This window comes from Salinispora tropica CNB-440 (genome assembly GCF_000016425.1).
Classification (GTDB): domain Bacteria; phylum Actinomycetota; class Actinomycetes; order Mycobacteriales; family Micromonosporaceae; genus Micromonospora; species Micromonospora tropica.
On sequence record NC_009380.1, the window covers coordinates 2,505,299 to 2,531,663 of the forward strand.

Consider the following 26,365-nt stretch of genomic DNA (forward strand, 5'->3'; position numbering starts at 1 on the left):
CTACCGGGGTAGCGTCGCAGTTGTCGAACTTTTGTCGGCAGGTGGTAATCGGGACGGTGCTCCATGTTGACATGGCGTAAAGGTGTCAATTAATGCTGCAACAGCACCCGTTAAGCGCCTTTTTCGTCAGTCGGATCATTCGGACTGTCGGCATTCTCGCCGAGTGCAGGCCAGCGTCTCCATTGTCCGGACGATGTCCGCTGGGGTCGGAAGCGTGGCCAACTCGGCGGCGAGGGCCTGCGCCTGCCGGGTGTACCGGGAGTCGGCGAGTAGCTCCCGGCTGCTCGTGGCCAGCACGTCCGGCAGTTCGTGATCGGCCTGGTCGGAAGCGCGGATCGTCGCTGCGGCGCCGAAGTCGGACAGGGCGTCGGCGATCGCCCTGGTGTGAGTGTTCGGGGGAGTGATCACCTGCGGTACGCCCGCGGCGATGATGGCCATCGTGGTGGTGGCGCCGCCGTGGTGAACAGCCAGGTCACAAGTGGGAGCCACGGTGTCCAACGGGACCCAGCCGATACGAATGTCGTCCGCCGTAGAGCCGAACTCCTCAGCGACCCGAGTGGGTGCCGCGATCACCACCTCGGCGTCCACAGCGGTGAGCTGCTCTGCCAGGCGTCGCAACGAGTGGCCGGCGAGCATGCGATGGTGCGTCCCGGAGGTGATCAGCACCCGGGGGCGGCCCTGCGGACGGGTGTATGCCCACCGCTGGAGGCGGCGCTGGGGGTTCGTGGCGACGTAGCGCATCGGGTGCACGCCGGCTGCGGGGGGCGACCGTAGCGATGGCGGACTGACATCAATCAACAGGTCGGGCTCGGGCAGGCCGCCCAGACCCCGGCGTGTCAGCTCCGGCGTGAGCTCCTCCTCCGCCACCGGGTCGATCTCCGCCATCGGAATCTGCAGATACTCGATGTGACGCACGAAGGGAATACCCTGTGTCGCGGCGAGCAGTCCCGCCGCGTAGCTCATCGAGCTGCCGACGATGACGTCCGGCGCCCAGTCCTGCGCCAGCTCACCGAGCCGTACCAGCGTGGCGGAGGCCATCCTCCCCAGACCGCGGCCGGTGACCACCATCTCGTCCGCTGAGTCGACGGTGGCGAGGAAGTGCCGGATCGACTCCGAGGTGATCGACACCCCGGGTAGGCCGACCGTCTCCACCGCGTCAATGAGCGGCTCGTTCGTGGCCACCAGTACGTCGTGCCCCGCGTTGCGTACCGCGTGGGCAAGGGCGGCGATCGCATAGACGGTGACGTGGCTGCCGGTGGTGAGGAAGAGGAACCTCATCGCAGGGCGTTGGCTTTCCGTGCGGTGCTGCCAGCCTCGGGGCGGCATTCGGCGACGAACTGGCCCGACGGGCTGTGACCGGACGCCGTGACGGCGAGGCCGGCACGCGCGGCGAGGCCTCGGAACTCGTCCAGCGTCCGGGGTTTGCCGCCGGTCTGCACCATCATCAGTAGCCCGGCCGAGGCGGCCGCGCGTCCCGGGGAGACCCCGCCGACCACGACCACGCGGCCGTGCGGGGCCGCGGCCTCGGCGCAGCGGGTGAGCAGCGCGACAGCCTGCTCGTCGGGCCAGTCCAAGAGCAGGCGCTTGAGTAGGTAGACATCCGCTCCGGCGGGAAGCGGGTCGAAGAAGCTCTGCCCCTGTACGGCGGCCCGGTCGGCGACCCCCGCTGCCGCGAAGACCTCGGTGGACCGGGCGACCGTGCGGGGCAGATCAACCAGGGTGCCGCGGACCGTCGGCCGGACCCGCAGGATTTCGGCAAGCGTCTCGCCGGTGCCACCGCCCACGTCAACGACGTGGCCGACGTGAGTCCAGGCGTCGTCGAGAAGGATGGCCGGATCCGATGCCTCACCGGCCCGTCGGCCCATGTTCGCGTCGTAGCTGGCCGCGAGGTCGGAGTCGGCGTCGAGGTCGGCCCAGAAGGAGCGTCCGAAGACGGACTGGTACCCGGGCTGTCCGGTCCGTACCGTGGCCAGCAGTCCGTTCCAGGCGGTGGCGCTGCGGCCACCATGGCCGTCGAGCGCCAGGCCGCGCAGCGGGCCGGACCTCAGCAGGGAACGGGCCGCCTCGTTCAGGGCGAACTCGCCCTCGACCGGCTCCTCGAAGACACCCTTGCCGACCAGGTGGCGCAGGACCCGGGCCAGGCAGTCCCGGTCACACTCGACATGGCGCGCGAGATCCCCGATCTCGGTGACTCCAGCCGCCAACTGCTCGGCCACGCCCAGGGTCACCACCACGCGTAGACTCCACGGCGTTGCCAGGTCACTGAGTGAGTCGACATCTACCTTTTCTGGCACTGGGTCGTCCCTCCACTGTCGGGGTGGCCTGCAGCGGCCCGCCTCGAGGCCATTATCGGTGTTCTGTTGCTCGTTCGAGAATGCGTTCACCCCCATTTGTGTCCCGCCCACGCAAATGTTCGTCTGGGGACTGTGGTCAGTTGAACGTCGTTCCACGGCAACTGCGGAGTTGTGGTTTGTCGGACCAGATGGCAGGCTCCGTCGAGATCGAGTGCGTCCACACCATCGAGCATGGAAGAGCGTTTTCGATACCTTCTCCGGGTGAAAGACGGTCGAGATGGCAGGCGTATACCGAGCGAGTCGACAGTGGGAACGCATCATTCGGCAATGGGTCACCGAGGAAGCGGCGGTCGATCTCACGCACTTCAAGTCGGAGCGGCCAAACCACAAGATGTCACTGTGGGACCCAGAGGTGAACGGCGTGCGGTATCTCAAGACGCTGGTACACAATCTGGCAACCACGCTTGATCCGGACGACTGGGCGCGGCTGCGTCGGACGGGCCGGCGGGAGGTGGGCGATCCGGTCGCGGTGCGGTGGCATGGCATGCAGGTCTGCCTGGACTACCTCCAGGCCACCCTCGAGGTCGGTTTCATCGAGCGGAGCGTCGACCTGCGGGCCGCTCGGGTGCTCGAGATCGGAGCCGGCTACGGGCGGACGTGTCACACGCTGCTGTCGAACCATGATGTCGCCGCGTACTGCATCGTGGATCTGCGCAGCACCATGCGATTCAGTCGCGGCTATCTGCGCGCGGTCCTGGACGATGTTCAGTTCGCGAAGCTCCGCTTCGTTCCGGTGGAGGACATGGACGTGGGACATGCCCTCAGCGGGATCGACTTTGACCTCGGGATCAACATCAACTCATTCGCCGAAATGACCCCGGACACCGTACGCTGCTACCTCGATCTGATCGACCGGCGGTGCGCGGCCCTGTACGTGAAGAACCCCGTCGGCAAGTACCAGGATCGGAGCCTGGACGGGCACGTCGAGGGCGACGAGGCCCGATGGCGGGCGATGGAGACCGGTCCACTCCGCCAGGTCCTGGACATTCACGACGATCAGGCGGTGCGAGCCGCCGTGCCCGGATTCCTCGCGGCCTACCGGCCCAGTGCCGACTGGTCTGAGGTCGCTGATGCGTGGGCAGTGCCATGGAGCTTCTACTGGCAGGCGTTCTACCGCAGGAAACGACCGGGAGCGGCGGCTGACCGGCCGGACGACTAACGAAGCCTCAGGGCGCGACAACCTCCGAACGCCGGAGATTGGGGAGCAGTCGACGGGAGTGTGCGATGAGTGGCGAACCACCCCTGGTGAGCGTACTGGGAGCGTCTGGATACCTGGGATCGGTCGTCACCGCCCGGCTGGCACAGCTTCCGATCCGACTGCGGGCCGCGTCGCGTCGCCGTAGCTCAGTGCCGGAACAGGCGGTGGCCGAGGTGGAGGTCTGCACCGGGGATCTCACCGAACCAGAATGCCTGGCCGACGTCGTCGCGGGTGCCGACGTCATCTTTCACCTGGGTAAACACAGCGGTGGGTGGCGTGACGCCGACACCCCGGAGGGAGAGCGGGTGAACGTGGGCATCGTGCGCGACCTCATCGAGATCCTCGGTCAGCGCCCGCCCACCCGGACAACTCCGTTGGTGGTGTTCGCCGCGACCACCCTGCAAGTAGGACAGCCTCCGCAACGACCGATGGACGGTAGCGAGCCGGACCGCCCGGAGACCGCGTACGGCCGGCAGAAGCTGACCGCCGAACGGCTGCTGAAGGCCGCGACCGCGGCGTCGGTCCTGCGTGGGGTCAGCCTGCGACTGCCGACCGTCTTCGGACAGAGCTCGCTGTCCCGGGTGACTGACCAGGGCGTGGTGGTCACGATGGCCCGCCGGGCCCTGGCCGGCCAGCCACTGACAATGTGGCATGACGGCACCGTTCGGCGGGACCTGGTGTACATCGAGGATGCCGCGGACGCCTTCCTGGCCGCCATGCGCTTCCCGGACGCGCTGACCGGACGACACTGGCTGGTGGGCTCCGGCCGCCCGGACACGCTGGGCGCGGTCTTCCGTCTGGTGGCGAGTTCGGTCGCGGCGCAGACCGGCGAGCCGACCGTACCGGTGATCTCAGTACCGGCGCCGGACCACGCCCCCGTGATCGACTTTCAGAGTATGCAGATCGACCCGACGCCCTTCCAACGTGTCTCGGGGTGGTGCGCGCGTACGGAGCTTGGGGAGGCGGTGCACCGCACGGTGGCGGCTCTGCTCGACAGGAACGACCGGTTCTAGGGAGATCAGGTGAAGGTCGAGAAGCTCGCGGTCCAGGGTGCGTTCGTGTTTACTCCTGAGGTGTTCTCGGACCACCGCGGACTGTTCGTGTCACCATTCCAGCGATTGTCGTTCACGGCGGCGAACGGAGGCCCGATCCTGCCCGTCGCACAGACCAACCACAGCATGTCCCGGCGGGGTGTGGTTCGCGGAGTCCACTACACCAGCACTCCGCCGGGTGTGGCGAAGTACGTCTACTGTGCTGTCGGTGAGGCGATCGACATCATCGTTGACGTCCGAGTCGGTTCACCGACATTCGGCACCTGGGACGCGGTGCAGATGAACTCGCAGGAGTTCCGGGCGATGTACTTTCCGGTCGGGGTCGGGCACGCCTTCGTGTCACTCGCGGACGGCACCGTCATGTCCTACATGCTCACGGGGTCGTACGTCCCGGAGCACGAGCGGGTGGTCTCCGCCTTCGACCCCGCTCTGGGGCTGCCGATCCCCACGGACCTGGAGACAATCATCTCCGATCGGGACCGGGTTGGTCCGAGCCTGGCCGAGACCGCCGAGGCCGGTCTCCTTCCCGACTACCAGCAGTGCCAGGTCCTGGAGCACCAGCTCTATCGGGTGGCCCACTGACCGCGGCGGTGCCGGCTGTCCGCCGGCTCCATGTGAAGGGAGGAGCCCGCATGCCTACTGCCATCCGCCTGGGAGTCCTGGGATGCGCCAGCATCGCACTCCGTCGGTTTCTGCCGGCGATCAACGAGGCGACCGGTATCGAGCTGAGGGCGGTCGCGAGCCGCGATCCCGCCCGGGCCCGCACGGTCGCCGAGCGGTTCGGGTGCCGGGCTGTCGACGGGTACGACGAGCTGCTGGACCGGGCCGACATTGACGCGGTGTACATCCCGCTGCCCACCGGGCTACACGCGTACTGGGTGAGCCGCGCCCTGGCGGCCGGCAAGCACGTGCTCTCCGAAAAGCCGCTCACCAGTGACCACGTCACCGCCCGCGACCTGGTGAACCAGGCGGAGAGGGCGGGACTCTGGCTGATGGAGAACTACATGTTTCTCCACCACCGCCAGCACGAGGTGATCCTCGACCTCGTCGCCCGGGGCCGGATCGGCGAGACCCGGCTCTTCGCGGCGAGCTTCGGGATCCCGCCACTCGCCCCGACGAACTGGCGCTACCACGGCGAGTTCGGTGGCGGCGCGTTGCTCGACGTCGGCGTCTATCCGCTGCGCGCCGCCACCTACTTCCTCGGCCTGGAGCTCGACGTCGTCGGATCGGTACTGCGGACATGTCCGGTCCGGGGCGTTGATCTGGCCGGCCACGCCCTGCTGCGTACCCCGTCGGGCGTGACGGCCGAACTCTCCTTTGGCTTCGAGCACGCGTACCGATCCTGCTACTCGCTCTGGGGCGAACGGGCGCGGCTCACCCTCGACCGGGCATTCACTCCTCCGGAAACCCGGCAGCCGGTGATCCGGATCGAGGCTGACGGCCATGCCGAGGAGGTGGTGCTCCCCGCAGATCATCAGTTCCGCAACATCGCGGAGTTCTTCGCCCGGTGCCTGCTCGACGGTGCGGACTACGGTCCGCACGCGAGAGCGATCAACCAACAGGCGGAACTGGTCGACAAGGTGCGGTCTCGCGCCGTGTGCGTTCCCAAGCCGCACGGAGAACGGCGGAGCGAATTGATCGACTGAGGTGCCCGTGCACCCGGTGCTATCTCCATGGTGGGGCAGCGCCGCTCCGGGCAGCCATGAACTCCGCGACCATCGCCACGAACGCCTTCTTGTCGGTGTCCGGAAGGAAGAAGTACGGGGCGATGACCTCGGAGAGCCCGGGCCGTACGAAGGTCATCGGCTGGTCGCGCCGGTGTAGTGGCTCGATGACGCAGACATCCTCGGGGCGGGTGTCCCGGTAGGCCATGTCGGTGGCGACGGTGTACCACTGCTGTTCCTTCGCGATCAGACCGCGCGCCCGGGCGACGGTCTGCTCCTTGAGACAGCGGGGGGCATGACTGGCCGCGGCAACCTGCAGCACCCGCTGGACGCCGTGCGCGGCGAAGATGCCCGCCGCGGTCTCCAGTTCGGAGACCGTGTTGCCGGCCCGCGGCATGATGATGATGTCCCGCACCGCCTGGCTGAAGGCAGCCCGCTGCGGGCCGGACAGCCGGGCCAGGAGCGGTCGCAGCCGGGGGAACTCATCGAGGCGGGTGAGGTTTGCCAGGAAGAACCGCTTCGTGTACTCGCCCTCGCTGATGCCGTCGCGCTGGGAGAAGCCGCCGCCCATGACGATGCAGCTGAGCTCGTGATCGTGACCCAGGGTCAGGACCTCCCGCGTCAGGGTGGCCGCGTCGCCCAACCTGTCGTCCAGGGGGCGGCCGATGACCAGGTCCTCCCACGACTCCGTCTCCAGGTGACGGCTGTGCAGGAGTACGCCCACCTTCGTTGTCAACAGAGAACTCCTCCGGACGGGCGTGCTGGTGGGAACGCTCAGGATAGCCAGCTTCGATCCTTGGCGGAGGGCTACCGGCTCGCGGCCAACTCCTCGACCATGTGGACGACCTCGGCGGGCGTCGGTAGTCCGGCGATCTCGGCGGCCAGGAAGCGCGCGCGTTCGGCGTACCCGGGGTCGGCAAGGATCTGCCGGCAACTCGCGGTGATCGCCTCGACCGCCGCCCGATCACCCTCCGGGGGCACCGGGGCGGCGGTCAGGCCCGCGCCGACGGCGGTGAGGGCCTTCGCGACGGACCGGGAGTAGTCGTTGTCGGGGACGACCAGATGCGGCGCGCCGGCGTTCATCACTGTCATCGTGGTGGCCGCGCCGCCGTGGTGTACCGCCAGATCGCAGGTGGGGGCGACGACATCCAGCGGGACCCAGCCGACGCGGACATCGCGGAACTGCGCGCCGAACTCCGCGGCGGCTCGCTCCGGTGCCGCGATCACCACCTCGGCGCCGGCCGCGATGAGCTGGTCAACCAGGTGCCGGATGACGCTGCTGCGTGAATGGAGGAAGAGGTTTCGCGTGCCCGCGGTAACCAGAACCCGGGGGCGGTCGGCGGGCCGGGTGTACATCCACGGCTGGAGGCGACGCTGCCGGTTCTTCGGGATCCAGCGCATCGGCCGTGCGCCGGGTGTGGGCGACGGCCGTAGGCCCGGCGGGCAGACGTCGATGAACAGGTCGGCCGCCGGTGGCTCGCTCAGGCCACGTCGCTCCAGGTCGGGTCTGATTCCCGGCTCTGGCCGCAGCGGCGCGATGTCCCAGTAGTGACGCACGTACAGCGCCTGGGTCTCGACGGCGACGAGGCCGGGGACGAATGACAGGCCGCCGACAACCACATCGGGCGGCCACTGCCCCGCCAACTCCAGCAGGGCCCGCAGCCGGGCCGCGGGCTCTCCCGGATGGGGAGTGGGGACCGCGGGCAACCCGATCGCCGCCGCGGTCTCCAGCAGCGGTTCGTCGGCGGTCAGCAGTATCTCGTGGCCGGCGTTGCGGGCCGCGGTCGCCAGCGGGGCGATGCAGAACACGGTGGACTGGCTACCCCCGACGGTGAACATGAACTTCATCGAATTGAGCAGCTTTCTAGGAGATGGCGAATGGGCGGGTGGGGCTCGGGCCGAGCCGGTCGGCGAGCTCTGGTCCGTGGGAGACTGCGCACCGCACGATGCTGCAGATTCGGTCGATGTCCACCGCGGAGACCGCAGGGCCGGTCGGCAGGGCGAGAACCTGTTCCGCCAGGCGCTCGGTGTGCGGCAGGGGGACCGGACGTTGGGAGCGGTAGGGCTCCAGCTGGTGACAGGCCGGAGAGAAGTAGCGCTGCGCGCCCGTATTCTCTGCCCGGAGTATTCGCATCACCAGGTCGCGGTGGATGCCGGTGACCGCTTCGTCGATCTTGACGATGACGTACTGCCAGTTGGGATCCTGGGCCTCGTCGAAATCGACGACGGTGAGGCCACTGCACCCGCGTAACGCAGAACAGTAGCGTGCGTGGTTGGCACGATTGTGGCGCATGGTCTCAGTGAAGGCGTCCAGCGAGGTCAGTCCCATCGCCGCGGAGGCCTCGGTCATCTTGGCGTTGGTGCCGACACCCAGGCTACGGCCGTCGGTGGTGATCCCGAAGGTACGCAGCACCCGAAGTTCCCCGGCGAGAGCATCGTCGTCGGTCGCCACGGCCCCGCCCTCGAAGCAGTTGACGACCTTGGTGGCATGGAAGCTGAACATCTCCGCACTACCGAAGCCACCGATCCGGCGGCCCTGATGACTGCACCCCAGTGCGTGCGCCGCATCGAAGACAAGTGTCAGGCCGTGCTCCTTGGCCACCTTTTCCAGCTCGTCCGCCGCGCAGGGCCGGCCCCAGAGGTGTACGCCGACGATGCCCGAGGTGCGCGGTGTCAGCACCGTCTCCACCTGCTGCGGGTCGAGACATCCGGTCTCCGGATCGATGTCGGCGAAGACCGGCGTCAGCCCCAGCATCGAGGCGGCATGCGCGGTGGCCACGTAGGTCATCGCAGGCATGATGATCTCGCCGGTGAGCCCGGTAGCCTGGTAGAGCAGTTGCAGCGCCATGGTGCCGCTGCAGGTCGCCACGCAGTGCCGCACGCCCGCCAGCTCGGCGATGCGTTCCTCGAACTCCCTGACCAGCGCTCCGTTGGTGAGCCACCTGTTGTCCAGTGCGGTGTTCAGCCGCTCGAACAACCGCGACCGCTCTCCCACGCTGGGCGTTCCCACCTGGAGCACCTGCGGGAACGTCGGAGTCCCGCCGAGGACGGCGAGATCAGCGACCGTGTTTTTCACGCGCGGGCCTCCAAAGCCGTACGAGCTGTCGGACGTGCACCATCGCCCACCGTGCTCGTACCACGGTGGAGCCGGGCTGGTGGGGTGCTCCGCCGGGCAGCGCGCCGGACCGCTCCACCGTCGTTCCAGTGGATCTCAACCCGGGGTCGGTCGCGTCCAGCAAGGCTCGCAGGCATGAGAATCCTCGTGACCGGGGGAGCCGGCTTCGTCGGCTCACAGTACGTACGCACCCTCCTCGACGGCGCCTATCAGGGTTACGAGAACGCGGAGATCACCGTCCTGGACCTCCTCACGTACGCGGGTCGCCGGACGAACCTGCCGGTGGCGGACCGTCGGCTGACCTTTGTCCAGGGCGACATCGGCGACCGGGGCCTGCTCCTCGACCTGCTGCCGGGGCACGACGCGGTCGTCCACTTCGCGGCCGAAAGCCACGTGGACCGGTCACTAGAGGATGCGTCGCCGTTCACGACGACCAACGTGCTGGGTACCCAGACCCTGCTGGAGTGCTGCCGGCGTCTGGGCATCGGACGGATCGTGCAGGTCTCGACGGACGAGGTCTACGGCACCATCGCCGAGGGCTCCTGGTCGGAGGAGCATCCGCTGTTGCCGAACTCCCCGTACGCCGCCTCGAAGGCCGCGGCCGATCTGCTCGCCCGCGCCTATCACCGCTCGTACGGACTGCCGGTGGTGGTCACCCGCTGCACCAACAACTACGGGCCGTACCAGCACGTCGAGAAGGTGATCCCGCGTTTTGTCACCAACCTGCTGACCGACCAGCCGGTGCCGCTCTACGGTGACGGCCTGAATGTCCGGGAGTGGCTGCACGTCGCGGACCACTGCCGCGGGGTACAGCTGGCGCTGGAGAAGGGTCGTGAGGGCGAGATCTACCACTTCGGTGGTGGCGTCGAGCTGACCAACCGAGAGTTGACCGCTCTACTGGTGGAGCTCTGCGGGGCCAGCTGGGACGCGGTCCGGCTCGTGACTGATCGGAAGGGACACGACCGGCGCTACTGCCTCGATGACGGCAAGGCCCGCCGTGAACTCGGCTACGCCCCACAGGTGTCGTTCGAGTCGGGCCTGGCCGCGACCGTGAGCTGGTACCAGGACAACCGCGCCTGGTGGGCGGAGCGTATGCGACCGGGCCGGGAGAACGTCGGATCGACCGTGGCGGTGCCCCGGTGAGCGCACCAAGGGTGGTGATCACGGGCCTCGGTGTCGTGGCGCCGGGTGGCGTGGGTACGAAGGCGTTCTGGCACCTGATCACCGCCGGCCGGACCGCGACCCGGCCAATCACCGCCTTTGACGCTGCGGGGTTTCGGTCGCGGATCGCCGCCGAGGTGGACTTCGAGGCATCTCAGGCCGAACTGTCCCACCGGGAGCGTCGCCGGCTGGACCGAGCCGCCCAGTTCGCGCTGGTAGCGACGAGGGAGGCGATCGTCGACAGTGGCTTGGAGCCGGATCGGTTCAACCCCACCCGGGTCGGCGTCAGTCTTGGCACTGCCGTCGGCGCCACCTGCAACCTGGAGTCCGAGTACCTCGCCCTCAGCGACACCGGGCGGGAGTGGGTCCTGGATCACCGGTACGCCAGTCCACACCTCTACGACTACTTCATGCCCGGCTCGATGGCTGCGGAGGTTGCCGCGGAATGCAACGCCCAGGGCCCGGTCACCGCGGTCTCGGCGGGGTGCACCTCCGGTCTGGACGCGGTCGGCCACGCGGCCGATCTGATTCGAGAGGGCGCTGTTGATGTGATGGTCGCCGGCGGTACCGACGCGCCCATCTCGCCGATCACGGTCGCCTGCTTCGACGCTATTCGGGCAACCTCGCCGAGTAACGACGACGCGGCACACGCGTTGCGGCCCTTTGATCGCACCCGGAACGGCTTCGTCCTCGGCGAGGGGGCGGCCACGCTGGTGCTGGAGGCCGAGGAGCATGCGCGAGCCCGCGGTGCCCGGATCTATGCCGAGATCGCCGGCTTCGCCTCGCGGAGTAACGCCTACCATATGACCGGCCTGCGGCCCGACGGTGCCGAGATGGCCGCCGCCATCACTGCGGCCCTGGCGGAGGGCCGGCGCCCGCCTGAGTCCGTTGACTACGTCAACGCCCATGGCACGGCGACCAGGCAGAACGATCGACATGAGACCGCGGCGCTCAAACGGGCACTTGGTCCCCACGCCTACCGGACCCCGGTCAGCTCGATCAAATCGATGATCGGTCACTCACTCGGGGCCATCGGCTCGATTGAGATCGCCGCCTGCACCCTCGCCCTCGACCAGGGTGTCGTGCCGCCCACCGCGAACCTGCGTGAGCCGGATCCCGAGCTCGACCTGGACTACGTTCCGCTGCATGCTCGGGAGCAGCGGCTCGACACGGTGCTGAGCGTTGGTAGCGGCTTCGGCGGCTTTCAGAGCGCGATCGTGCTCACCCGGTTGGGCACGGGTCCGGCATGACGACAGCGGTGATCACCGGCATCGGCGTCGCGGCGCCGAACGGAGCCGGGACAGAGAACTTCTGGGACGCGACGCTCCGCGGCGAATCCGGCATCGGTCCCATCCGCCGCTTCGACGTACGGGGCTATCCGGCTCGGCTGGGTGGCGAGATCGACGACTTCGATCCGGCCGAGTACCTGCCCCGCCGGCTGCTACCGCAGACCGACCGGATGACCCAGCTCGCCCTCGCGGCGTCGGCCTGGGCCTTGGCCGACGCCGGGGTGGAACCCGGCACCTACGACCCGGGCGAGACCGGGGTGGCGATGGCCGGGGCGTTCGGCGGCTTCGAGTATGGCCAGCGGGAGTTGGAGAATCTCTGGTGTTCCGGCCCGGAGCGCGTCAGCGTCTACATGTCGTTTGCCTGGTTCTACGCCGTCAACACCGGGCAGTTGTCCATTCGGCACACCATGCGCGGCCCGGCCGGCGTCGTCGTCGGTGACCAGGCCGGCGGACTCGACGCGGTTGCGCAGGCCCGGCGCAACATCCGCAAGGGAGCACGACTGATGCTCTCCGGCGGCTTCGACAGCTCCTTCTGCCCGTACGGGTGGGTTGCCCGGATGAGCGACGGGGCGCTGAGCACCGACGAGGATCCGCGCACCGCCTACCTGCCCTTCGACATCCGCGCCCAGGGCCAGGTCCCCGGCGAGGGCGGTGCGGTCTTGGTGGTCGAGGAGGCCGCAGCGGCCCGCCGTCGCGGTACCCGGATCTACGGGGAGATCGCTGGGTACGCCGCGACGTTCGACGCTGCGATCCGGCACGGCGGTGAGCGGGGTCTGGGCCGCGCGGTGGAGGCCGCTCTCGCCGACGCGGGGGTGACCGCCCGGGAGGTCGGGGTGGTCTTCGCGGATGGTTCCGGAAGGCCGGCCGACGACCGCGCCGAGGCCGAGACCATCGCGGATCTCTTCGGTCCGCAGGGGGTGCCGGTCACGGTCCCGAAGACCATGACTGGACGGATGAGCTCCGGCGGCGCTCCGGTCGATCTCGCCAGCGCACTGCTGGCGATGCGAGACGGGCTTATTCCGCCGACGGTCAATGTGCACACGGTGGCCCCGGGCACCCGGCTGGATCTCGTCACCGGTGTGCCCCGGCCATGGCGGCCAGGGCATGCGTTGGTGCTGGCCCGGGGCCGGGGCGGCTTCAACTCCGCCATGGTGCTCCGTCCTGGTGCCGTGGCCCCGGCCCTACCGGAGAAGCCGGAGTCACCGGCCGTAGAGCGCCCACCCGATCAGGAGGGGGAATCGTGATGAAACAGATGACACTGTCGGCCCTGGAGGAGATCATGCACACGTGTGCGGGGGACGACGAGTCCACGGACTCGTTCCAACAGGCCCCCGAACGGGCCTTCGCTGACCTCGGCTACGACTCCCTCGCGCTCCTGGAGACCCAGAGCGTGATCCGGCGTGAGTACGGCGTTGACCTCTCGGAGCAGGCGTTGAGCGAGGCGGAGACGCCGCAGCAGCTGGTTGACCTCGTGAACCGATGCCTGTCGGCGGCCTGACCGGCCCGCTGGCCCTGCTGATGCCGGGTCAGAGTGCCCAGTACCAGGGGATGGGTACCGGGCTGTACCGCGACGTTCCGGCGTTCGCGGGGGTCATGGACGAGGTGTTCCTGCTGATGGGGCCGGCCGGAGACGAGCTACGGTCGGACTGGCTCGCCCCGTCGCCCCGGGTGCCGATCGACCATGCCGATCGCTCCCAGCCGTTGCTCTTCGCCATCGACTATGCGCTCGGCCGGCTTCTGATGGACGGCGGCCTGCGGCCGTCGGTTCTGCTTGGGCACAGCATCGGCGAGTTGGCCGCCGCGACCCTGGCGGGAATCTTCGATCTGGCCAGCGCGGTCCGTATCGTGCAGCATCGGGTCGGCCAGTTCGCCACGGTGCCGGCGGGCGGGATGGCCGCCGTCGCCGCGTCCCAGGCGCAGGTGCAGCCCCACCTCCGGTCGGGGGTCGACATCGGCGCGGTCAACGCGCCCCGGCAGACGGTGATCGCGGGCGCGGTCGAGCCACTGCGGACAACCCTGGACGCGCTCCGGCGTGCGGGATACACCTGGGCTTCGGTGCCGTCAACGGTGCCGTTCCACAGTGAGCTACTCCGCCCGGTGGCGGTCGCGGCCGGCCCGTTGCTGGCCAGCCTGCCGGCCCGGCCGCCACAGATACCCCTGGTTTCCGGGTACACCGCCGGCTACCTGACTGACGCCGAGGCACGGGACCCCGGGTACTGGGCGAGTCATCCGGTGCACCCGGTGCTGTTCTGGCCGGCCTTGACGACCCTGGCGGGCGCGGGGCCACAGCTGTTGGTCGAGTGCGGCCCGGGTATCGGCCTGACGACACTGGCTCGGCGGCTACCGCAGGTTCGCTCCGGGCACACCGAGGTGCTGGCGCTGCTCGGCCCGCCGACAGATCCGTCCCGGGAAGCCGGGCAACTCGCCGCGGCCGCTGCGCGCCTCGGGATGTCCCCGCCCTGATCGGTCAGTGGGGCGGATCGAATACTGCTTGACCGGACCTGGTGTGAGTTCGGGACGGGCTTCCGGAACATCGGCTACGCCAGGGGGACGCGGCCCCCTGGCGAAGAATCGTGGAGGCGAAATGGTGACCTACCAACCGGCCCCGTTCACCCAGGTCGGTCGCCCGGCGCTGGTTCGCGGCCCGGGCGACTGGTGGGGACGCGTCGAGTTGATTACCCCGGCGATGTGCGGCCCCAACTCGCTCTTCGTTGGTCAGCTCGGGGACTGGACGTGGGACGCGGTGGGCGCCGCCTGCCACCTCGACCCCTACTCCGCGGTGGACCCCGCCGGTAACCCGGTCTACCTCTCCTTCGCGTACTTCCGGGTTCAGGCCTGCCGGGAGTTGTCCGTCGAGCAGTTGACCTTCGGCGACCGACTGCGGGTGCGCTCCAAGGTCTTCTCCTGCGGCGGCGATTCGGTGTTGACCGTGCATCAGGTCAGCCGCCACGAGGGGGAGTCCGGCACGGTGCCGAGTGGGGCCGCTGCCAGCACGGATGACTTCTTCAGGTACGACACACCCGGGTGCCTGCACGTCGAGACGTTCAACCGGTGGATTCAACGCTCCGGAGATGGAACAAACCATGGCTTGCGGCGGGCCACGCCGGTCGGCTTCCGGGCGGATCACCTGGAGCTGATCGCCGACCAGTACACGCCGCGACGAATCGTGTCGAGTGTCCGCCGAGCCGCAGGGTTCCGGGCTGTGGGGGAGCCACCGCCGCAGGTCTGCTTGGCGTTGACCTACCAGGTAAGCGCCAGCCGCGATCTGAACGGTGTCGGTCTGCTGTACTTCGCGTCGTACTTCTCGATCGTGGACTGGGCCGTCTTGCAGTTGTGGCGCACCCTCGGGCGGTCGGTGGAGAGCTTCCTTGGCCGACGGGTCCGAGACCGGCAGGTCTGCCTGGTCGCCAACGCCAACGCCGACGATCTGCTCGATGTCGAGGTCATGACGTACCGAGACGCCTCGGGTGAGGATGTAGTCGACGTGAGTCTACGCCGCGGCCACGACGGCAACCTGCTCGCCGTGGCGCGTCAGCGCATCACCCATCCAGCGGACTGACGGCGGGTGGCCCCGCCGTCACGCCCTGAGGTGGTCATTGATGAACTCGACCATGGCGCGAGGCGTGTGCACGCGTTCCAGGTCGTCCTCGGAGATCACGACGCCGTAGTCGCGCTTGATTCGGCTGTGCGTCTCCAGCAGGGCCAATGAGTCGTACCCCAGCTCGTCAAAGGGCTGGTCCGGGGCGTGCTCGAACGACTGCCAGTCCCCGTCCCAGACGTACTGGCGCATGAGGAGCTCGAGCTCCCGCAACGTGATCGGCGGCACGACCGACTCCTTCACCTCGCTGTCGATGCGGCTGCCGGCGCCCGGTGCCGCATCCGGACCGTTTTCGGATCGCATCGTGCCGATCGTGCGGCCCGGACCTCCGGGGGCGCTCGAGGGTGAATCGAACCCCGTCCCGGCGAGTCGACGGCCAACGGCTGGACGGGGGCCGTGGAGTCTTTGCAGAATACGTTTGTGCATGCTCAGCAGCCGAACCCGGAGGCGAACGACGCCCGATTCCGCCTGCGCCATCTCGCGCGGCTGCGGCAGGTACGGGACCGTATCGACCGGGAGTATGCGCAGCCGCTGGACGTGCAGGCGTTGGCCCGCGGGGTGAACATGTCGGCCGGACACCTCAGCCGTGAGTTCCGCCTCGCCTACGGAGAGTCGCCGTACGCGTACCTGCTGACCCGGCGGGTGGAGCGGGCGATGGCGTTGCTGCGCCGGGGCGACATGACCGTTACGGAGGTCTGCTTCGCGGTCGGATCCTCCTCGCTGGGTACGTTCAGTAGTCGGTTCACCGAACTGGTGGGCGTGCCCCCCAGCACCTACCGACGGATGGCGTCGGAGGCGACGGCGGGGATGCCGTCGTGCGTGTCGAAGCAGGTGACTCGGCCGGTGCGGAGCCGGCAGACGCGGGCGGGGGAGCGGCAACCGGCCTGAACCCCGGACGACCCGAGCCCGGCTTGAGTGCTGCGTGAGCACCGCCGGCCAGACTTCTGCCGGGTAGCGATCGGTCGGCTGGAAGTCCTTGCCTACCCGGCCCCAGCCGAGGGTGGCTGCGCCCGTCCGCGGCAGCCGCCCGGCGGGACGACACGGACAACATCCCGCGGTGAGGAGGACTCATGTGAAGGGCATCGTCCTGGCCGGCGGCTCGGGGACGCGACTGCACCCGGTGACCCTGGCGCTGTCCAAACAGCTCCTGCCCGTCTACAACAAACCGATGATCTACTACCCCCTCTCGGTGCTGATGCTCGCCGGGATCCGGGACATTCTGATCATTTCCACGCCACGGGACCTGCCGCTGTTCGAGCGGCTCCTCGGCGACGGCTCTCGGTTCGGACTGTCAGTCTCGTACGCCGCCCAGCCGGTTCCGCGGGGCCTGGCCGACGCCTTCATCATCGGCGCGGAGCACGTCGGCTCCGACCCGGTCGCCCTCATCCTGGGCGACAACATCTTCCACGGCTACAGGTTCTCGGAGCGGCTGCAGGCGGAGAGCCGAGATATCGATGGTTGCGTGTTGTTCGGCTACCCGGTCACCGACCCGCAGCGGTACGGGGTGGGGGAGACCGACGCGACCGGGCGGCTCATCTCCATCGAGGAGAAGCCACGCGTGCCCCGGTCGAACCGGGCGATCACCGGGTTGTACTTCTACGACAACGACGTGGTGGATATCGCCAAGAATGTTCGTCCGTCGGCGCGTAACGAGGTCGAGATCACCCGGGTCAACCAGGTCTACCTCGAGCGGGGTAAGGCGAGACTGGTCGACTTGGGTCGGGGGCTGGCCTGGCTGGATGCTGGCACCTATGACTCGCTGCTCCAGGCCAGCCAGTACCTGCAGACCCTCGAGCAGCGGCAGGGCATCCACATCGCCTGCCTCGAGGAGGTGGCCCTGCGGATGGGCTTCATCGACGCCGAGGCCTGTCACGCTCTCGGCGCCGAGTTGGCGCACACCGACTATGGCCGGTACGTCCTGAACGTGGCTGCGGAAGCGGGCTGATCCCCCCGCTGCGCTGGTGGGTTCAGCAGGTAGCCGATCGGTCAGGAACGGGGAACGTTCTGGTCCGGGAAGAGCAGGTTGGCCAGGGCGGCCGCCAGCGCGACGGCGAAGAGTGCAACGATGACCAGGATCGGAATGCGGAAGGCGGTCAACCAGTCGCCGGTCCGGTCAAGGCTCGCGAAGAGAGCCGTGCCGACGAGCCCGACTCCCAGACCGCCTCCGAACGCCTGCCCGGTCTCGAGCATGCCGCCAGCGCTTCCGCCCTCGGTCGCTGGCACGGGGGAGAGGGCTACGGTCAGGTTCGGGGCGATCACCAGGCCGCCGGCCACCCCCGAGGTGATCAGCCCGCCGCCCAGTCCGGCCAGCAGCAGCGGCAGCGTGGCCGCGTGTGGGGAGTCCGGGCCGGGGAGAAAGAGATCGGCGACGAGCAGCGCGATGAGCCCGACCGCCGCGAGGAGTAGCCCCGAAACCACCAATGGTCGGCCCAGCCGCCCCGCCTTCGATCCGGCGATCACGGAACTGATGGCGGCTCCCAGCGCCAGCGGGGTGAGCGCGATACCGGTCACCAGTTCGTCATGCCCGAGCCCGTGTTGCAGATACTCCGACATGATGTAGTAGATGCCGTCGTAACCGGCGGTGTAGAAAACGGCGATGATCATTCCCGTCGAAAACGATCGGAACTGGAACAGCCTCATGTCGAACATCGGCACCCCGTGGCGGGCGTATCGCTTCTCCCACCGCACGAACCCCACCAGTGCCGCCGCCCCCGTGGCCAGAATCGTCCAGGTCAACCACGCCGGTAGCTGGTCGCCCTGGGCCAGCCAGACCAAGCCCAGCCCGACCATCAGCAGGATGGCCCCCACCACGTCCATCCGTGGCCGGTCGGTCCGCTCCGCGACCGGAAACAACCGCCACCCGAGGATCGCGATGACGATCCCGAACGGCACGTTGACCAGAAAGGCCCACCGCCAGCCCCACTCGGTACCCCCGACAGCGACCAGCCCGCCGCCGAGCACCGGACCGACTACCCGCGCGGCATTGATCCCCGCGGAGACCGCCCCGAACGGTAGCCCCCGCTCCTGGGGGGCAAACATCCGCTGAATCGTCCCGAACATCTGCGCGAGTGCCAGCCCGAGGCCCGCCCCTTGCACCAACCGGGCGGCGATCAGCCACGCCTCGTGCGACGCGAGAGCCGCGGCCCCGCTCGCCACGGCGAAGGCCGCCATGCCGGTCACGAAGATGGCGCGCCGGCCGTGTGTGTCACCGAACCGACCCGCGGGCACCAACACCAGGCCGACCGCCAGGTAGAACGCCGAGACCAGCCACTGTTGGGCGCTCGAATCCAACCCAAGCGTCGTACGGATCGTCGGCATTGCGATCACGACCAGGGCGATGTTGAGCCCCGTGATGAAGGTCACCAACGTGCTCACCGCCACTACCGGCTTCCGCGGCACCGGACGACCCGATCCCGTCCGAGGCGGCGGCGCTCCCTGCTGATGCTCCGCGGTCACGACAGGGTTGCCCGACAGGCTGCGAAAACGGTCATGCACCCACCAACGATTCGCGATGGAGCTCGGCCGCGTTGGAAGCGGTCCTGGCTGGAACAGCCCACAGCTGGTGGCGCGAGTTCGGTGTTGGCCCGGCTGCCGAGCGGTACTTCCCGCCGGCTGCTTTCTGGCCAGCGGCGTATGTCACCGGCGACCGGTCCGGCGTCGAGGCCGGGGGTGGTAGCTGGCAGCATCGGTGGCTACACCGACCTGGAGGAGGCCCACGCTGAGCGCCCAATACCCTGCCGCTGTCCTCTTTGACATGGACGGCACGCTGGTGGACAGCGAGAAGCTGTGGGACACCGCGTTACACGAGCTGGCAGTCGCCTACGGCGGCGTGCTCTCCGATACCGCCCGCCGGGCCATGATCGGAACGAGCATGGCAGCCTCGATGCGACTCCTGCACGACGACCTGGGCCAGCCGGAACGCGACCCGCGGGCGAGCGCCACATGGATCAACGAACGGATCCTGGAGCTGTTCCGCAGCGGGCTGCAGTGGCGCCCCGGCGCGCTGCCCCTGCTGCGAGCCGTCCGGACCGCGGATATCCCGACCGCCCTGGTCACCTCCAGCGGGCGGGCGTTGGTGGAGGTCGCCCTCGACACCCTGGGGCGGGACAGCTTCGACGCGGTGGTGTGCGGGGACGAGGTGGATTCGGCCAAGCCGCACCCGATGCCCTACCTGACCGCCGCTCGGCTGCTCGGTGTGCCGATCGGGCGGTGCGTGGCGATTGAGGACTCCCCGACCGGTGTGGCCAGTGCCCTCGCCGCCGGTGCGGCCGTCCTCGCGGTACCGGTGGAGGTACCGGTGGAGCCCTGTGCCGGCGTACACCAGCTGGCGAGCCTGGCCGCGGCTGACCTGGAGTTGCTCGCGGCGCTGCTCGGGGAACCGCTCGCCTGACACCGCCTTCGGCGGTCGGCAGCGTGCAGTCGTTTCGATGACACGTCGTCAGTGCGTGGAAGGGCCCCGCGGCTACGAGGCCCTTCCACGAGCTGGCTCAGTCGTGGGCGATGGCGCCCAGAACATCGATGCGGGCGGCGCGGACCGCGGGAATCACCGCGGCGAGGACGCCGACGAGTGCGCCGAGGCCGACCATCGTCCCCATGTCCGCCCAGGGCAACACCAGGTCGGTGATTCCCTCGTCGCGTAACGCCTCGACGACGGCCGCGCCGAGGCCGGAGCCGACGGCGATGCCGAGCAGCGCACCGAACACCGAGATCACCACCGCCTCTATGGTGATCATGCCCATCGTCTGCGCCCGGCCAAGGCCGACCGCGCGTAGTAGCCCGAGCTCCCGGGTGCGTTCGAGCACCGACAGGGCCAGGGTGTTGATGATGCCGAGCACCGCGATCACGATGGCCAACAGCAGCAGGATCTGGATCATTTGCAACAGGCTGTCGAACTGACTGGCCTGCTGCTGGATGAACGCGTCCCGGTCGGCCACCGACACCTCCGGGCTGTCCGCCAGGAGCGTCTCCACCCGTGGCAGCACGTCGGCGACCTGGGCGTCCGGCGTGAGCTGGATGAAGCCCGCTATCGGCTGGGGGATGGTGAAGCCCTGCGTCGCCACGACCGGCAAGGTGATCGGGTCGAGGAACTCGGAGGCTTCGTAGATCCCGCTGACCGTGTAGGTTTTCGCCTCGGCACGGGCGAGCTGCACCGGCACGGTCGAGCCGACGGAGAGTCCGCGTGAGGCCGCCACGTCCGAGCTGACCAGCATCTGATCCGGCCCGAGTCGACTGATGTCCCCGGCGGTGGCCCGCGCGCCGAAGATCTTCGTCAGCGTCGACACGTCGCTGTTGGCACCCACCCAGGTGCGTTCGTCGCCGACCTGGGCGAGATCGCCGTAGGCGCCGCCGACCAGCGCCACCCCGGGGATAGCCGCCGACTCCTCCAACACCGCCGGGTCGAAGCTGGGCGGTCGGGCTGAGGTCTGCGTGCCGGCGATCACCAACTCAGCCTTGATCGTGTCCTGGGCCAGGCCGCTGATGCTGCTCTTGGCGGAGTCCAGGATGACGGTGACCCCGGTGACCAGGGCGATGCCGACCATCAGCGCGGCCGCCGTGATCGCCGTGCGGCGCGGGTTACGTCCGGAGTTGAGTCGGCCCAGCTTGCCCGGCATCCACCAGGAGAAGATTCCACCCAGTAGACCGACCACCGGCCGGCTGACCAACGGAGTCAGGAGCGCCACCCCGATGAAGGCGAGAAGTACCCCACCGAGGATGGTGCTCAGGGTGTTGCCGCCGGCATGCCCGCCGAGGCCAAGGAAGAGCAGCGTGGCGCCGGCCAGGGTCACCGCCGCGCCCGCCATCGTGACCTTGGTCAGCGGCCGGTCCGGCGTCGCGACATCCTGCATCGCGGCGATCGGCGGGATCCGGGACGCCCGCAGCGCGGGCAGCAGCGCCGCCACCACCGTGATGACCAGGCCGACTCCGAACGCCGCGATGACCGCCGCCGGGGGCACGGCTATCCCCGCCAGGTCCAGCCCGCCGGAGAGGTTTCCGAACAGGTACGCCAACAGCGCGCCGACGCCGACGCCGGCACCGAGGCCGAGCACGGAGGCGAGCAGGCCGACCGCCACCGCCTCCAGCACCACCGAGCCGATGATCTGGCGGCGGCCCGCCCCGACGGCGCGCATCAGCGCCAACTCCCGGGTGCGCTGCGCCACGATGATCGAAAACGTGTTGAGGATCAGGAACGTGCCCACCAACAGCGCCACCGCGGCGAAGCCGAGCAGGATTCGGTTGAAGAAGGACAGCCCCTCCTTCAGCGTCGCCGAGGCGTCGGCGGAGAGCTGGGTGCCGGTCTTCACCTCGAAGTCGGTCCCGAGCGCGGCGGCGATGTCGTCGCGCAGCCGATCGTTGGAGACGCCGTCGGCGGCGGTGACCGTGACATTGGTGAAGGCGTCGCGTTGGCCGAGCATCAGCTGCTGCGCCACCGGAGTGGTGAACATGATCTCGTTGGTGCCGCCGAGGGAGTCGCGGCCTCCGCTGTAGCCGAAGATCCCGACGATGGTGAACTCCTGCTTCGGCTCGAGCGTGAGCACGCCCACCCGGTCGCCGACCGCGACCCGGCCGGCCTTGGCCAGGCCGGCGTTGACGACGATCTCGTCGTCCGCCTGCGGCTCCCGGCCCTCGCGCAGCTGCACGAGATCGCTCACGCCCACCCAGTTCTCACCGAGCTGGGGTGGCCCGAAGGAGGTGACCACCTTGCCATTGCTGCCGATCAGGCGCGCGCCGTCGGCGGCCACGATGCCGGTGGCGTCGGCCACTCCGTCGACGCCCCGGATCCGTTCCACCGTCTCGGCCGGCACCGGCGCCGCCACCGGCTCGCCCTCGAAGTCACTCACCTCCATCTGTGACGTCGCGGAGACGTTGACGTCCACCCCTTCGTACGCGTCGGCGAAGACGGCGTCGAAGGAGCGGCCGAGGGTGTCGGTGAGCACGAACGCGCCCGAGACGAACATGACGCCGAGCACCACCGCCAACCCGGACAGGATCAGCCGGAGCTTTCGCGCCAGCAGGCTCTTGAGGGTCGCCCGGAACATCAGTCGCCCACCTCGACCTGGGTGTCGAGCTTCTTCATCGTGTCCAGCACCGTCTCCGCCGTCGGCTCGATCAGCTCGGAGACGATCTGTCCGTCGGCGAGGAAGACCACCCGGTCGGCGTAGGCGGCGGCGGTCGGGTCGTGGGTGACCATGACAATGGTCTGCCCGTGTTCCCGCACCGAGTTGCGGAGGAACTTCAGCACCTCCGCGCCGGCCCGTGAGTCGAGGTTGCCGGTCGGCTCGTCCGCGAAGATCACCTGTGGGCGGCTGACCAGGGCCCGGGCGCAGGCGACCCGCTGCTGCTGCCCACCGGAGAGCTGCGCCGGCCGGTGACCCAGCCGTTCCCGCAGGCCGACGGTCTCGATCACGGTGTCGAACCAGCCCGGGTCCGGCTTGCGTCCGGCGATCGACAGCGGCAGCAGAATGTTTTCCTTTGCCGTCAAGGTCGGCAGCAGGTTGAACTGCTGGAAGATGAACCCGACCTGCTCGCGGCGCAGCTTGGTCAGGCCGGCATCCCCCAGGCCGGTGACCGTGGTCTCGCCGATCGAGACCGTGCCCCGGGTCACGGAGTCCAACCCGGCGAGGCAGTGCATCAACGTTGACTTGCCCGACCCCGATGGACCCATGATCGCCGTGAACCGGCCTTGCTCGAACTCACAGCTGACCCCGCGAAGCGCGATCACCTGCGCCTCCCCGCTGCCGTACACCTTCCACACCTCGCTCGCGCGGGCCGCGGCCTGCGCCTGACGGCCTACCGTCGCGGTCACGTCTTCTCCTTCTCGTTGTTCGGTCCGCGCCGTCCCCCTCGGCCCAGCGCGGCAGTCCCATCATGGATCTTCCCCAGCTCGCATTCCTCCGACTTGGGGCGGAGCCGTGGCGGATTTTTGTGCTGCGGGTGTCCCCGATCGCCACTCAGGGTTGCCCCTGAGTGCCCGATCGGTCGAGCCGGTTTCCCGACGACCCTGGGATCGACCCTGCACCGTGACGTCCGGTGAGGGGCAACCCCGCTGCTCGTTGTTGGTCACCGTAGGTGAGAGGGGCAAACCCCGGCGAGGGGTGGGCCGTCAGCTCCGGGGCCGGATCAGACCGGACTCGTACGCCAGCACCACCGCCTGCACCCGGTCGCGGAGCCGGAGTTTGGTCAGGACGTTACCGACGTGCGTCTTCACCGTGGTCTCGCTGACCGACAACTCCTGGGCGATCTCCGCGTTGGACCGGCCCCGGGCGACCTGGACCAGCACCTCCCGCTCCCGCCCGGTCAGCGAGTCGAGTAGCCGCGACGGGGTGGCCGCCGGGTCGGGCAGCAGGTCAGCGAGCTGGTTGAGTAGTCGATCGAGGATTCGGGGGGCCGCCACCGCGTCCCCGGCGGCGACCGAGCGGATCGCAGCCGCCAGCTCCGTGGACGACACTTCTGGGGGAAGGAAGCCGCGCGCACCGGCGCAGAGCGCCCCCAGCACGTTCTCCTCGAGGTCGGCCCTGGCGAGGATCAGTACCCGTACCGGTAACCCGGACTCGACGATCGTCCGTGTCGTGGCCACTCCGGCACCGCGCGCGCGGGCGTCCAGTAGCACCACGTCGGGCAGCAGCCGGCGAGCCAACTCCACTGCCTCGCCGTCGGTAGCGGCCTCGGCTACGACCGTGAGGTCGACCTCGGCGTCGAGTACCGTGCGGTAGCCGGTGCGCAACAGCGGTTGGCCGGCGACAACCAGAATGCGGATCGGCCGGCGCCGCGGGTCGGGGTCGCCGCGGTACGCGCTCACTCGTCGGTGCCCGGCCGCACCGGCCGGGACCGCGAGTCACGGAGTGAATCGGCCGGGTTCGGGCCGACCGGGAACGGCGGCGGAGTGCCCCCGAAACTCGGACAGAGCCGCTGGTGGCTGCACCAGTCACAGAGCCGGCTTGGCCGTGGGCGGAAGTCCTGGGCGGCGGTGGCCGCCTCGATCGCCCGCCACAGCGCCACCACCGTGCGCTCGAAGCGCACCAATTCGTCGGCGTCGGGCGTGTAGTCGCAGACCTCCGCGTCTTTCAGGTAGAGCAGCCGCAGTACCCGCGGCACCACGCCGCGGGTCCGCCACAACACCAGGGCGTAGAACTTGAGCTGGAACAACGCCCGCGCCTCGAACGCCTCCCGCGGTGCGCCGCCGGTCTTGTAGTCGACCACCCGCAGCGCGCCGTCCGGCGCCACGTCCAGCCGGTCCAGGTAGCCCCGGATCAGCAGCTCCTCGTCCACCACCGCGGAGATCAGACTCTCCCGCTCGGCCGGCTCCAGGCGGCGCGGATCCTCCACCGTGAAGTAGCCCTGAAGCAGCCCCGCGGCCGAACGCAGGAACGCCGACCGAGCCTCGCCGTCGTCGGTGAACAGGGCCGCCAGTTCCGGCTGCTCGGCGACCAGCCGCTCCCACTGCGGAGCCACCAGGTCGCTGGCGGCCCTCGGGGTGCGGCCAGCGGGGGACAGGTCGAACAGCCGTTCCAGTACGGCGTGGACCAGGGTGCCCCGGGCCTGCTCCACGGTGGGCTGCTCGGGCAGCCGGTCGATGCTGCGGAACCGGTAGAGCAACGGGCAGGTCTTGAAGTCGGCCGCCCGCGAGGGGGACAGCGAGGCCCGTACCGTGGCCGGCACCTCCGCCCCGGGCGAGAGCTGCTGGGCTGTCACCGGATCCGCTGTCATGACCGGAAAGGGTAGGGCACCGGGGTGACAGCGTGACCTGCGCCGTCTGCGGGGCATGATCCGCTCCCGCGTAGCATCGGGTCGGTGGAGTCCAGGAGGCGAGCCCCGCACCGGTCGGCCGGAGTGACCGTCGGTCGGGTGATCGGAGTGCCGCTGCACCTCGACTGGTCGATGCTGCTGCTCACCCTGGCCGTCACCGTGCTGTACGCCGAGTTCGCCCGTCGTGAGCTCGCCCTCTCACCGGCCGGTGGCTACCTGATCGGCTTCGGCTTCGTCGTCTCCCTGCTCGGGTCGGTGCTGCTGCACGAGCTCGGTCATGCCCTCACCGCCCGCCGATTCGGGATCGGGGTCCGCGGCATCACCCTGGAGCTGCTCGGTGGCTACACCGAGATGGACCGAGATGCCCCGACTCCCCGGGTTGATCTGCTGGTGTCTCTCGCCGGGCCGGCGGTCTCCGCGGTACTCGGCGCGGCGGCGGTCTCGGTCACCCTGGCGCTACCCGAGGGCACCCTGGGCCACCAGCTCGCCTTCCAGCTCGCGGTGAGTAACGTCGTTGTCGCGGTGTTCAACGTGCTGCCCGGGCTGCCGCTCGATGGCGGTCGCGCGCTGCGGGCCGCCGTCTGGGCCGCCACCCGGGACCGGCACCGGGCCACCGAGGTGGCGGGCTGGGTCGGTCGGGTTGTCGCCGCCGGCACAGCCGGGGCCGCCGTCGTACTCGCCCTGACCCGCCCCCCGACACCACCGGTGCTGCTCGCGATCCCGCTGATGGTGCTGGTCGCGTTCACCCTCTGGCGGGGCGCTGGGCAGTCCATTCGGCTGGCCCGGATCACCCGTCGGCTTCCGCTGATCGATCTTCCCCGGCTGGCGCGTCCGGTCTGCGCCGTTCCGGCCGGCACCCCGCTCGCCGAGGCGCAGCGCCGCGCTGCCGGATCCGACCCGCCGGCCGCGCTGGTGGTTACCGACTCCACGGGCTGCCCACGCGCGCTGGTCAACCCGGCTGCCGCCGCGGCGGTCGCGGTCAACCGCCGGCCCTGGTTGCCGGTGGACGAGGTGGCTCGACCGCTGGTCGAGGTGCCGGCCGTGCCGGTCGGCCTCGACGGCGAGCAGGTGATGGAGACCGTGCGGCACCACCCGGGCGCACAGTACGTGGTGACCTCAGGCGAAGATGTCGTCGGCATCCTGTATCTCGCGGATCTTGCCCAGCTGCTCGAACCCCACCGGAGATGAAC

General features: G+C 69.3%; 25 protein-coding genes. 14 read left to right on the forward strand and 11 right to left on the reverse strand.

Annotated elements, in window-relative coordinates:
* Positions 1 to 135: 135 nt before the first annotated feature.
* Positions 136 to 1,278, reverse strand: coding sequence for a glycosyltransferase (locus tag STROP_RS11130; protein WP_011906094.1), 1,143 nt, complete (start codon positions 1,276 to 1,278; stop codon positions 136 to 138).
* Positions 1,275 to 2,294 (reverse strand): methyltransferase, encoded by a 1,020-nt coding sequence (locus STROP_RS11135; protein WP_026274908.1) that lies wholly within the window; start codon positions 2,292 to 2,294, stop codon positions 1,275 to 1,277. Before STROP_RS11135 ends, STROP_RS11130 begins: the two co-directional genes overlap by 4 nt.
* Positions 2,295 to 2,571: 277 nt before the next feature.
* Between STROP_RS11135 and STROP_RS11140 the strand changes: the two genes are divergently transcribed.
* From STROP_RS11140 to STROP_RS11155, 4 genes are all read left to right on the forward strand, one after another.
* Complete coding sequence (locus STROP_RS11140; RefSeq protein WP_011906096.1) at positions 2,572 to 3,513, forward strand: putative sugar O-methyltransferase; 942 nt, start codon at positions 2,572 to 2,574, stop codon at positions 3,511 to 3,513.
* 65 nt (positions 3,514 to 3,578) lie between these two features.
* On the forward strand, positions 3,579 to 4,565 hold the full coding sequence (locus STROP_RS11145; RefSeq protein ID WP_011906097.1) for an NAD-dependent epimerase/dehydratase: 987 nt from the start codon (positions 3,579 to 3,581) through the stop codon (positions 4,563 to 4,565).
* A 9-nt stretch (positions 4,566 to 4,574) separates the two neighbouring features.
* Positions 4,575 to 5,186: a dTDP-4-dehydrorhamnose 3,5-epimerase family protein gene (locus STROP_RS11150; RefSeq protein ID WP_011906098.1), complete on the forward strand. Its 612-nt coding sequence runs from the start codon at positions 4,575 to 4,577 to the stop codon at positions 5,184 to 5,186.
* A gap of 50 nt (positions 5,187 to 5,236) precedes the next feature.
* On the forward strand, positions 5,237 to 6,250 hold the full coding sequence (locus STROP_RS11155) for a Gfo/Idh/MocA family protein (protein ID WP_011906099.1): 1,014 nt from the start codon (positions 5,237 to 5,239) through the stop codon (positions 6,248 to 6,250).
* A gap of 19 nt (positions 6,251 to 6,269) precedes the next feature.
* Here the strand turns inward: STROP_RS11155 and STROP_RS11160 are convergent, their stop codons facing one another.
* From STROP_RS11160 to STROP_RS11170, 3 genes are all read right to left on the reverse strand, one after another.
* A complete protein-coding gene (locus STROP_RS11160; RefSeq protein WP_011906100.1) occupies positions 6,270 to 7,004 on the reverse strand; it encodes a YdcF family protein in 735 nt (244 codons plus the stop codon).
* A 71-nt stretch (positions 7,005 to 7,075) separates the two neighbouring features.
* Positions 7,076 to 8,107, reverse strand: a complete 1,032-nt coding sequence (locus tag STROP_RS11165; RefSeq protein ID WP_020678898.1) for a glycosyltransferase — start codon at positions 8,105 to 8,107, stop codon at positions 7,076 to 7,078.
* A gap of 25 nt (positions 8,108 to 8,132) precedes the next feature.
* Entirely contained in the window at positions 8,133 to 9,344 is a 1,212-nt protein-coding gene (locus tag STROP_RS11170; RefSeq protein WP_011906102.1) for a DegT/DnrJ/EryC1/StrS family aminotransferase, read from the reverse strand.
* 174 nt (positions 9,345 to 9,518) lie between these two features.
* On the opposite strand from STROP_RS11170, the gene rfbB reads away from it, so the two are divergent.
* From rfbB to STROP_RS11200, 6 genes are all read left to right on the forward strand, one after another.
* Positions 9,519 to 10,526, forward strand: a complete 1,008-nt coding sequence (gene rfbB / locus STROP_RS11175; RefSeq protein WP_011906103.1) for a dTDP-glucose 4,6-dehydratase — start codon at positions 9,519 to 9,521, stop codon at positions 10,524 to 10,526.
* Complete coding sequence (locus tag STROP_RS11180) at positions 10,523 to 11,794, forward strand: beta-ketoacyl-[acyl-carrier-protein] synthase family protein (RefSeq protein WP_011906104.1); 1,272 nt, start codon at positions 10,523 to 10,525, stop codon at positions 11,792 to 11,794. Before rfbB ends, STROP_RS11180 begins: the two co-directional genes overlap by 4 nt.
* A complete protein-coding gene (locus STROP_RS11185; RefSeq protein ID WP_011906105.1) occupies positions 11,791 to 13,077 on the forward strand; it encodes a ketosynthase chain-length factor in 1,287 nt (428 codons plus the stop codon). Before STROP_RS11180 ends, STROP_RS11185 begins: the two co-directional genes overlap by 4 nt.
* 8 nt (positions 13,078 to 13,085) lie before the next feature.
* Positions 13,086 to 13,331: an acyl carrier protein gene (locus STROP_RS11190; protein ID WP_026274910.1), complete on the forward strand. Its 246-nt coding sequence runs from the start codon at positions 13,086 to 13,088 to the stop codon at positions 13,329 to 13,331.
* Complete coding sequence (locus STROP_RS11195) at positions 13,313 to 14,296, forward strand: acyltransferase domain-containing protein (RefSeq protein ID WP_011906107.1); 984 nt, start codon at positions 13,313 to 13,315, stop codon at positions 14,294 to 14,296. Before STROP_RS11190 ends, STROP_RS11195 begins: the two co-directional genes overlap by 19 nt.
* Before the next feature lie 121 nt (positions 14,297 to 14,417).
* Positions 14,418 to 15,392: an LnmK family bifunctional acyltransferase/decarboxylase gene (locus tag STROP_RS11200; protein ID WP_011906108.1), complete on the forward strand. Its 975-nt coding sequence runs from the start codon at positions 14,418 to 14,420 to the stop codon at positions 15,390 to 15,392.
* Positions 15,393 to 15,410: 18 nt separating this feature from the next.
* On the opposite strand, the gene STROP_RS11205 is transcribed toward STROP_RS11200, so the two are convergent.
* The gene (locus STROP_RS11205) at positions 15,411 to 15,734 is read right to left on the reverse strand and encodes an acyl carrier protein (RefSeq protein WP_018830122.1); all 324 of its coding nucleotides are present in this window, start codon (positions 15,732 to 15,734) and stop codon (positions 15,411 to 15,413) included.
* Positions 15,735 to 15,851: 117 nt separating this feature from the next.
* Here STROP_RS11205 and STROP_RS11210 point away from each other — a divergent pair, with 117 nt between their 5' ends.
* A complete protein-coding gene (locus STROP_RS11210) occupies positions 15,852 to 16,319 on the forward strand; it encodes a helix-turn-helix transcriptional regulator (protein WP_026274911.1) in 468 nt (155 codons plus the stop codon).
* A 184-nt stretch (positions 16,320 to 16,503) separates the two neighbouring features.
* Complete coding sequence (gene rfbA / locus STROP_RS11215; RefSeq protein ID WP_011906110.1) at positions 16,504 to 17,376, forward strand: glucose-1-phosphate thymidylyltransferase RfbA; 873 nt, start codon at positions 16,504 to 16,506, stop codon at positions 17,374 to 17,376.
* Between the two features lie 41 nt (positions 17,377 to 17,417).
* Here the strand turns inward: rfbA and STROP_RS11220 are convergent, their stop codons facing one another.
* Positions 17,418 to 18,830 (reverse strand): MFS transporter, encoded by a 1,413-nt coding sequence (locus tag STROP_RS11220; protein WP_011906111.1) that lies wholly within the window; start codon positions 18,828 to 18,830, stop codon positions 17,418 to 17,420.
* Between the two features lie 355 nt (positions 18,831 to 19,185).
* On the opposite strand from STROP_RS11220, the gene STROP_RS11225 reads away from it, so the two are divergent.
* Positions 19,186 to 19,821, forward strand: coding sequence for an HAD family hydrolase (locus STROP_RS11225; protein WP_187151595.1), 636 nt, complete (start codon positions 19,186 to 19,188; stop codon positions 19,819 to 19,821).
* Positions 19,822 to 19,918: 97 nt separating this feature from the next.
* Here the strand turns inward: STROP_RS11225 and STROP_RS11230 are convergent, their stop codons facing one another.
* From STROP_RS11230 to STROP_RS11245, 4 genes are all read right to left on the reverse strand, one after another.
* The gene (locus STROP_RS11230; protein WP_011906113.1) at positions 19,919 to 22,468 is read right to left on the reverse strand and encodes an ABC transporter permease; all 2,550 of its coding nucleotides are present in this window, start codon (positions 22,466 to 22,468) and stop codon (positions 19,919 to 19,921) included.
* Positions 22,468 to 23,235, reverse strand: a complete 768-nt coding sequence (locus STROP_RS11235) for an ABC transporter ATP-binding protein (RefSeq protein WP_011906114.1) — start codon at positions 23,233 to 23,235, stop codon at positions 22,468 to 22,470. Before STROP_RS11235 ends, STROP_RS11230 begins: the two co-directional genes overlap by 1 nt.
* Before the next feature lie 297 nt (positions 23,236 to 23,532).
* Positions 23,533 to 24,228 (reverse strand): LuxR C-terminal-related transcriptional regulator, encoded by a 696-nt coding sequence (locus STROP_RS11240; protein WP_011906115.1) that lies wholly within the window; start codon positions 24,226 to 24,228, stop codon positions 23,533 to 23,535.
* The gene (locus STROP_RS11245) at positions 24,225 to 25,136 is read right to left on the reverse strand and encodes a RecB family exonuclease (protein ID WP_026274914.1); all 912 of its coding nucleotides are present in this window, start codon (positions 25,134 to 25,136) and stop codon (positions 24,225 to 24,227) included. Before STROP_RS11245 ends, STROP_RS11240 begins: the two co-directional genes overlap by 4 nt.
* A gap of 84 nt (positions 25,137 to 25,220) precedes the next feature.
* Between STROP_RS11245 and STROP_RS11250 the strand changes: the two genes are divergently transcribed.
* Positions 25,221 to 26,363 (forward strand): site-2 protease family protein, encoded by a 1,143-nt coding sequence (locus tag STROP_RS11250; RefSeq protein ID WP_028680488.1) that lies wholly within the window; start codon positions 25,221 to 25,223, stop codon positions 26,361 to 26,363.
* Positions 26,364 to 26,365 lie beyond the last annotated feature (2 nt).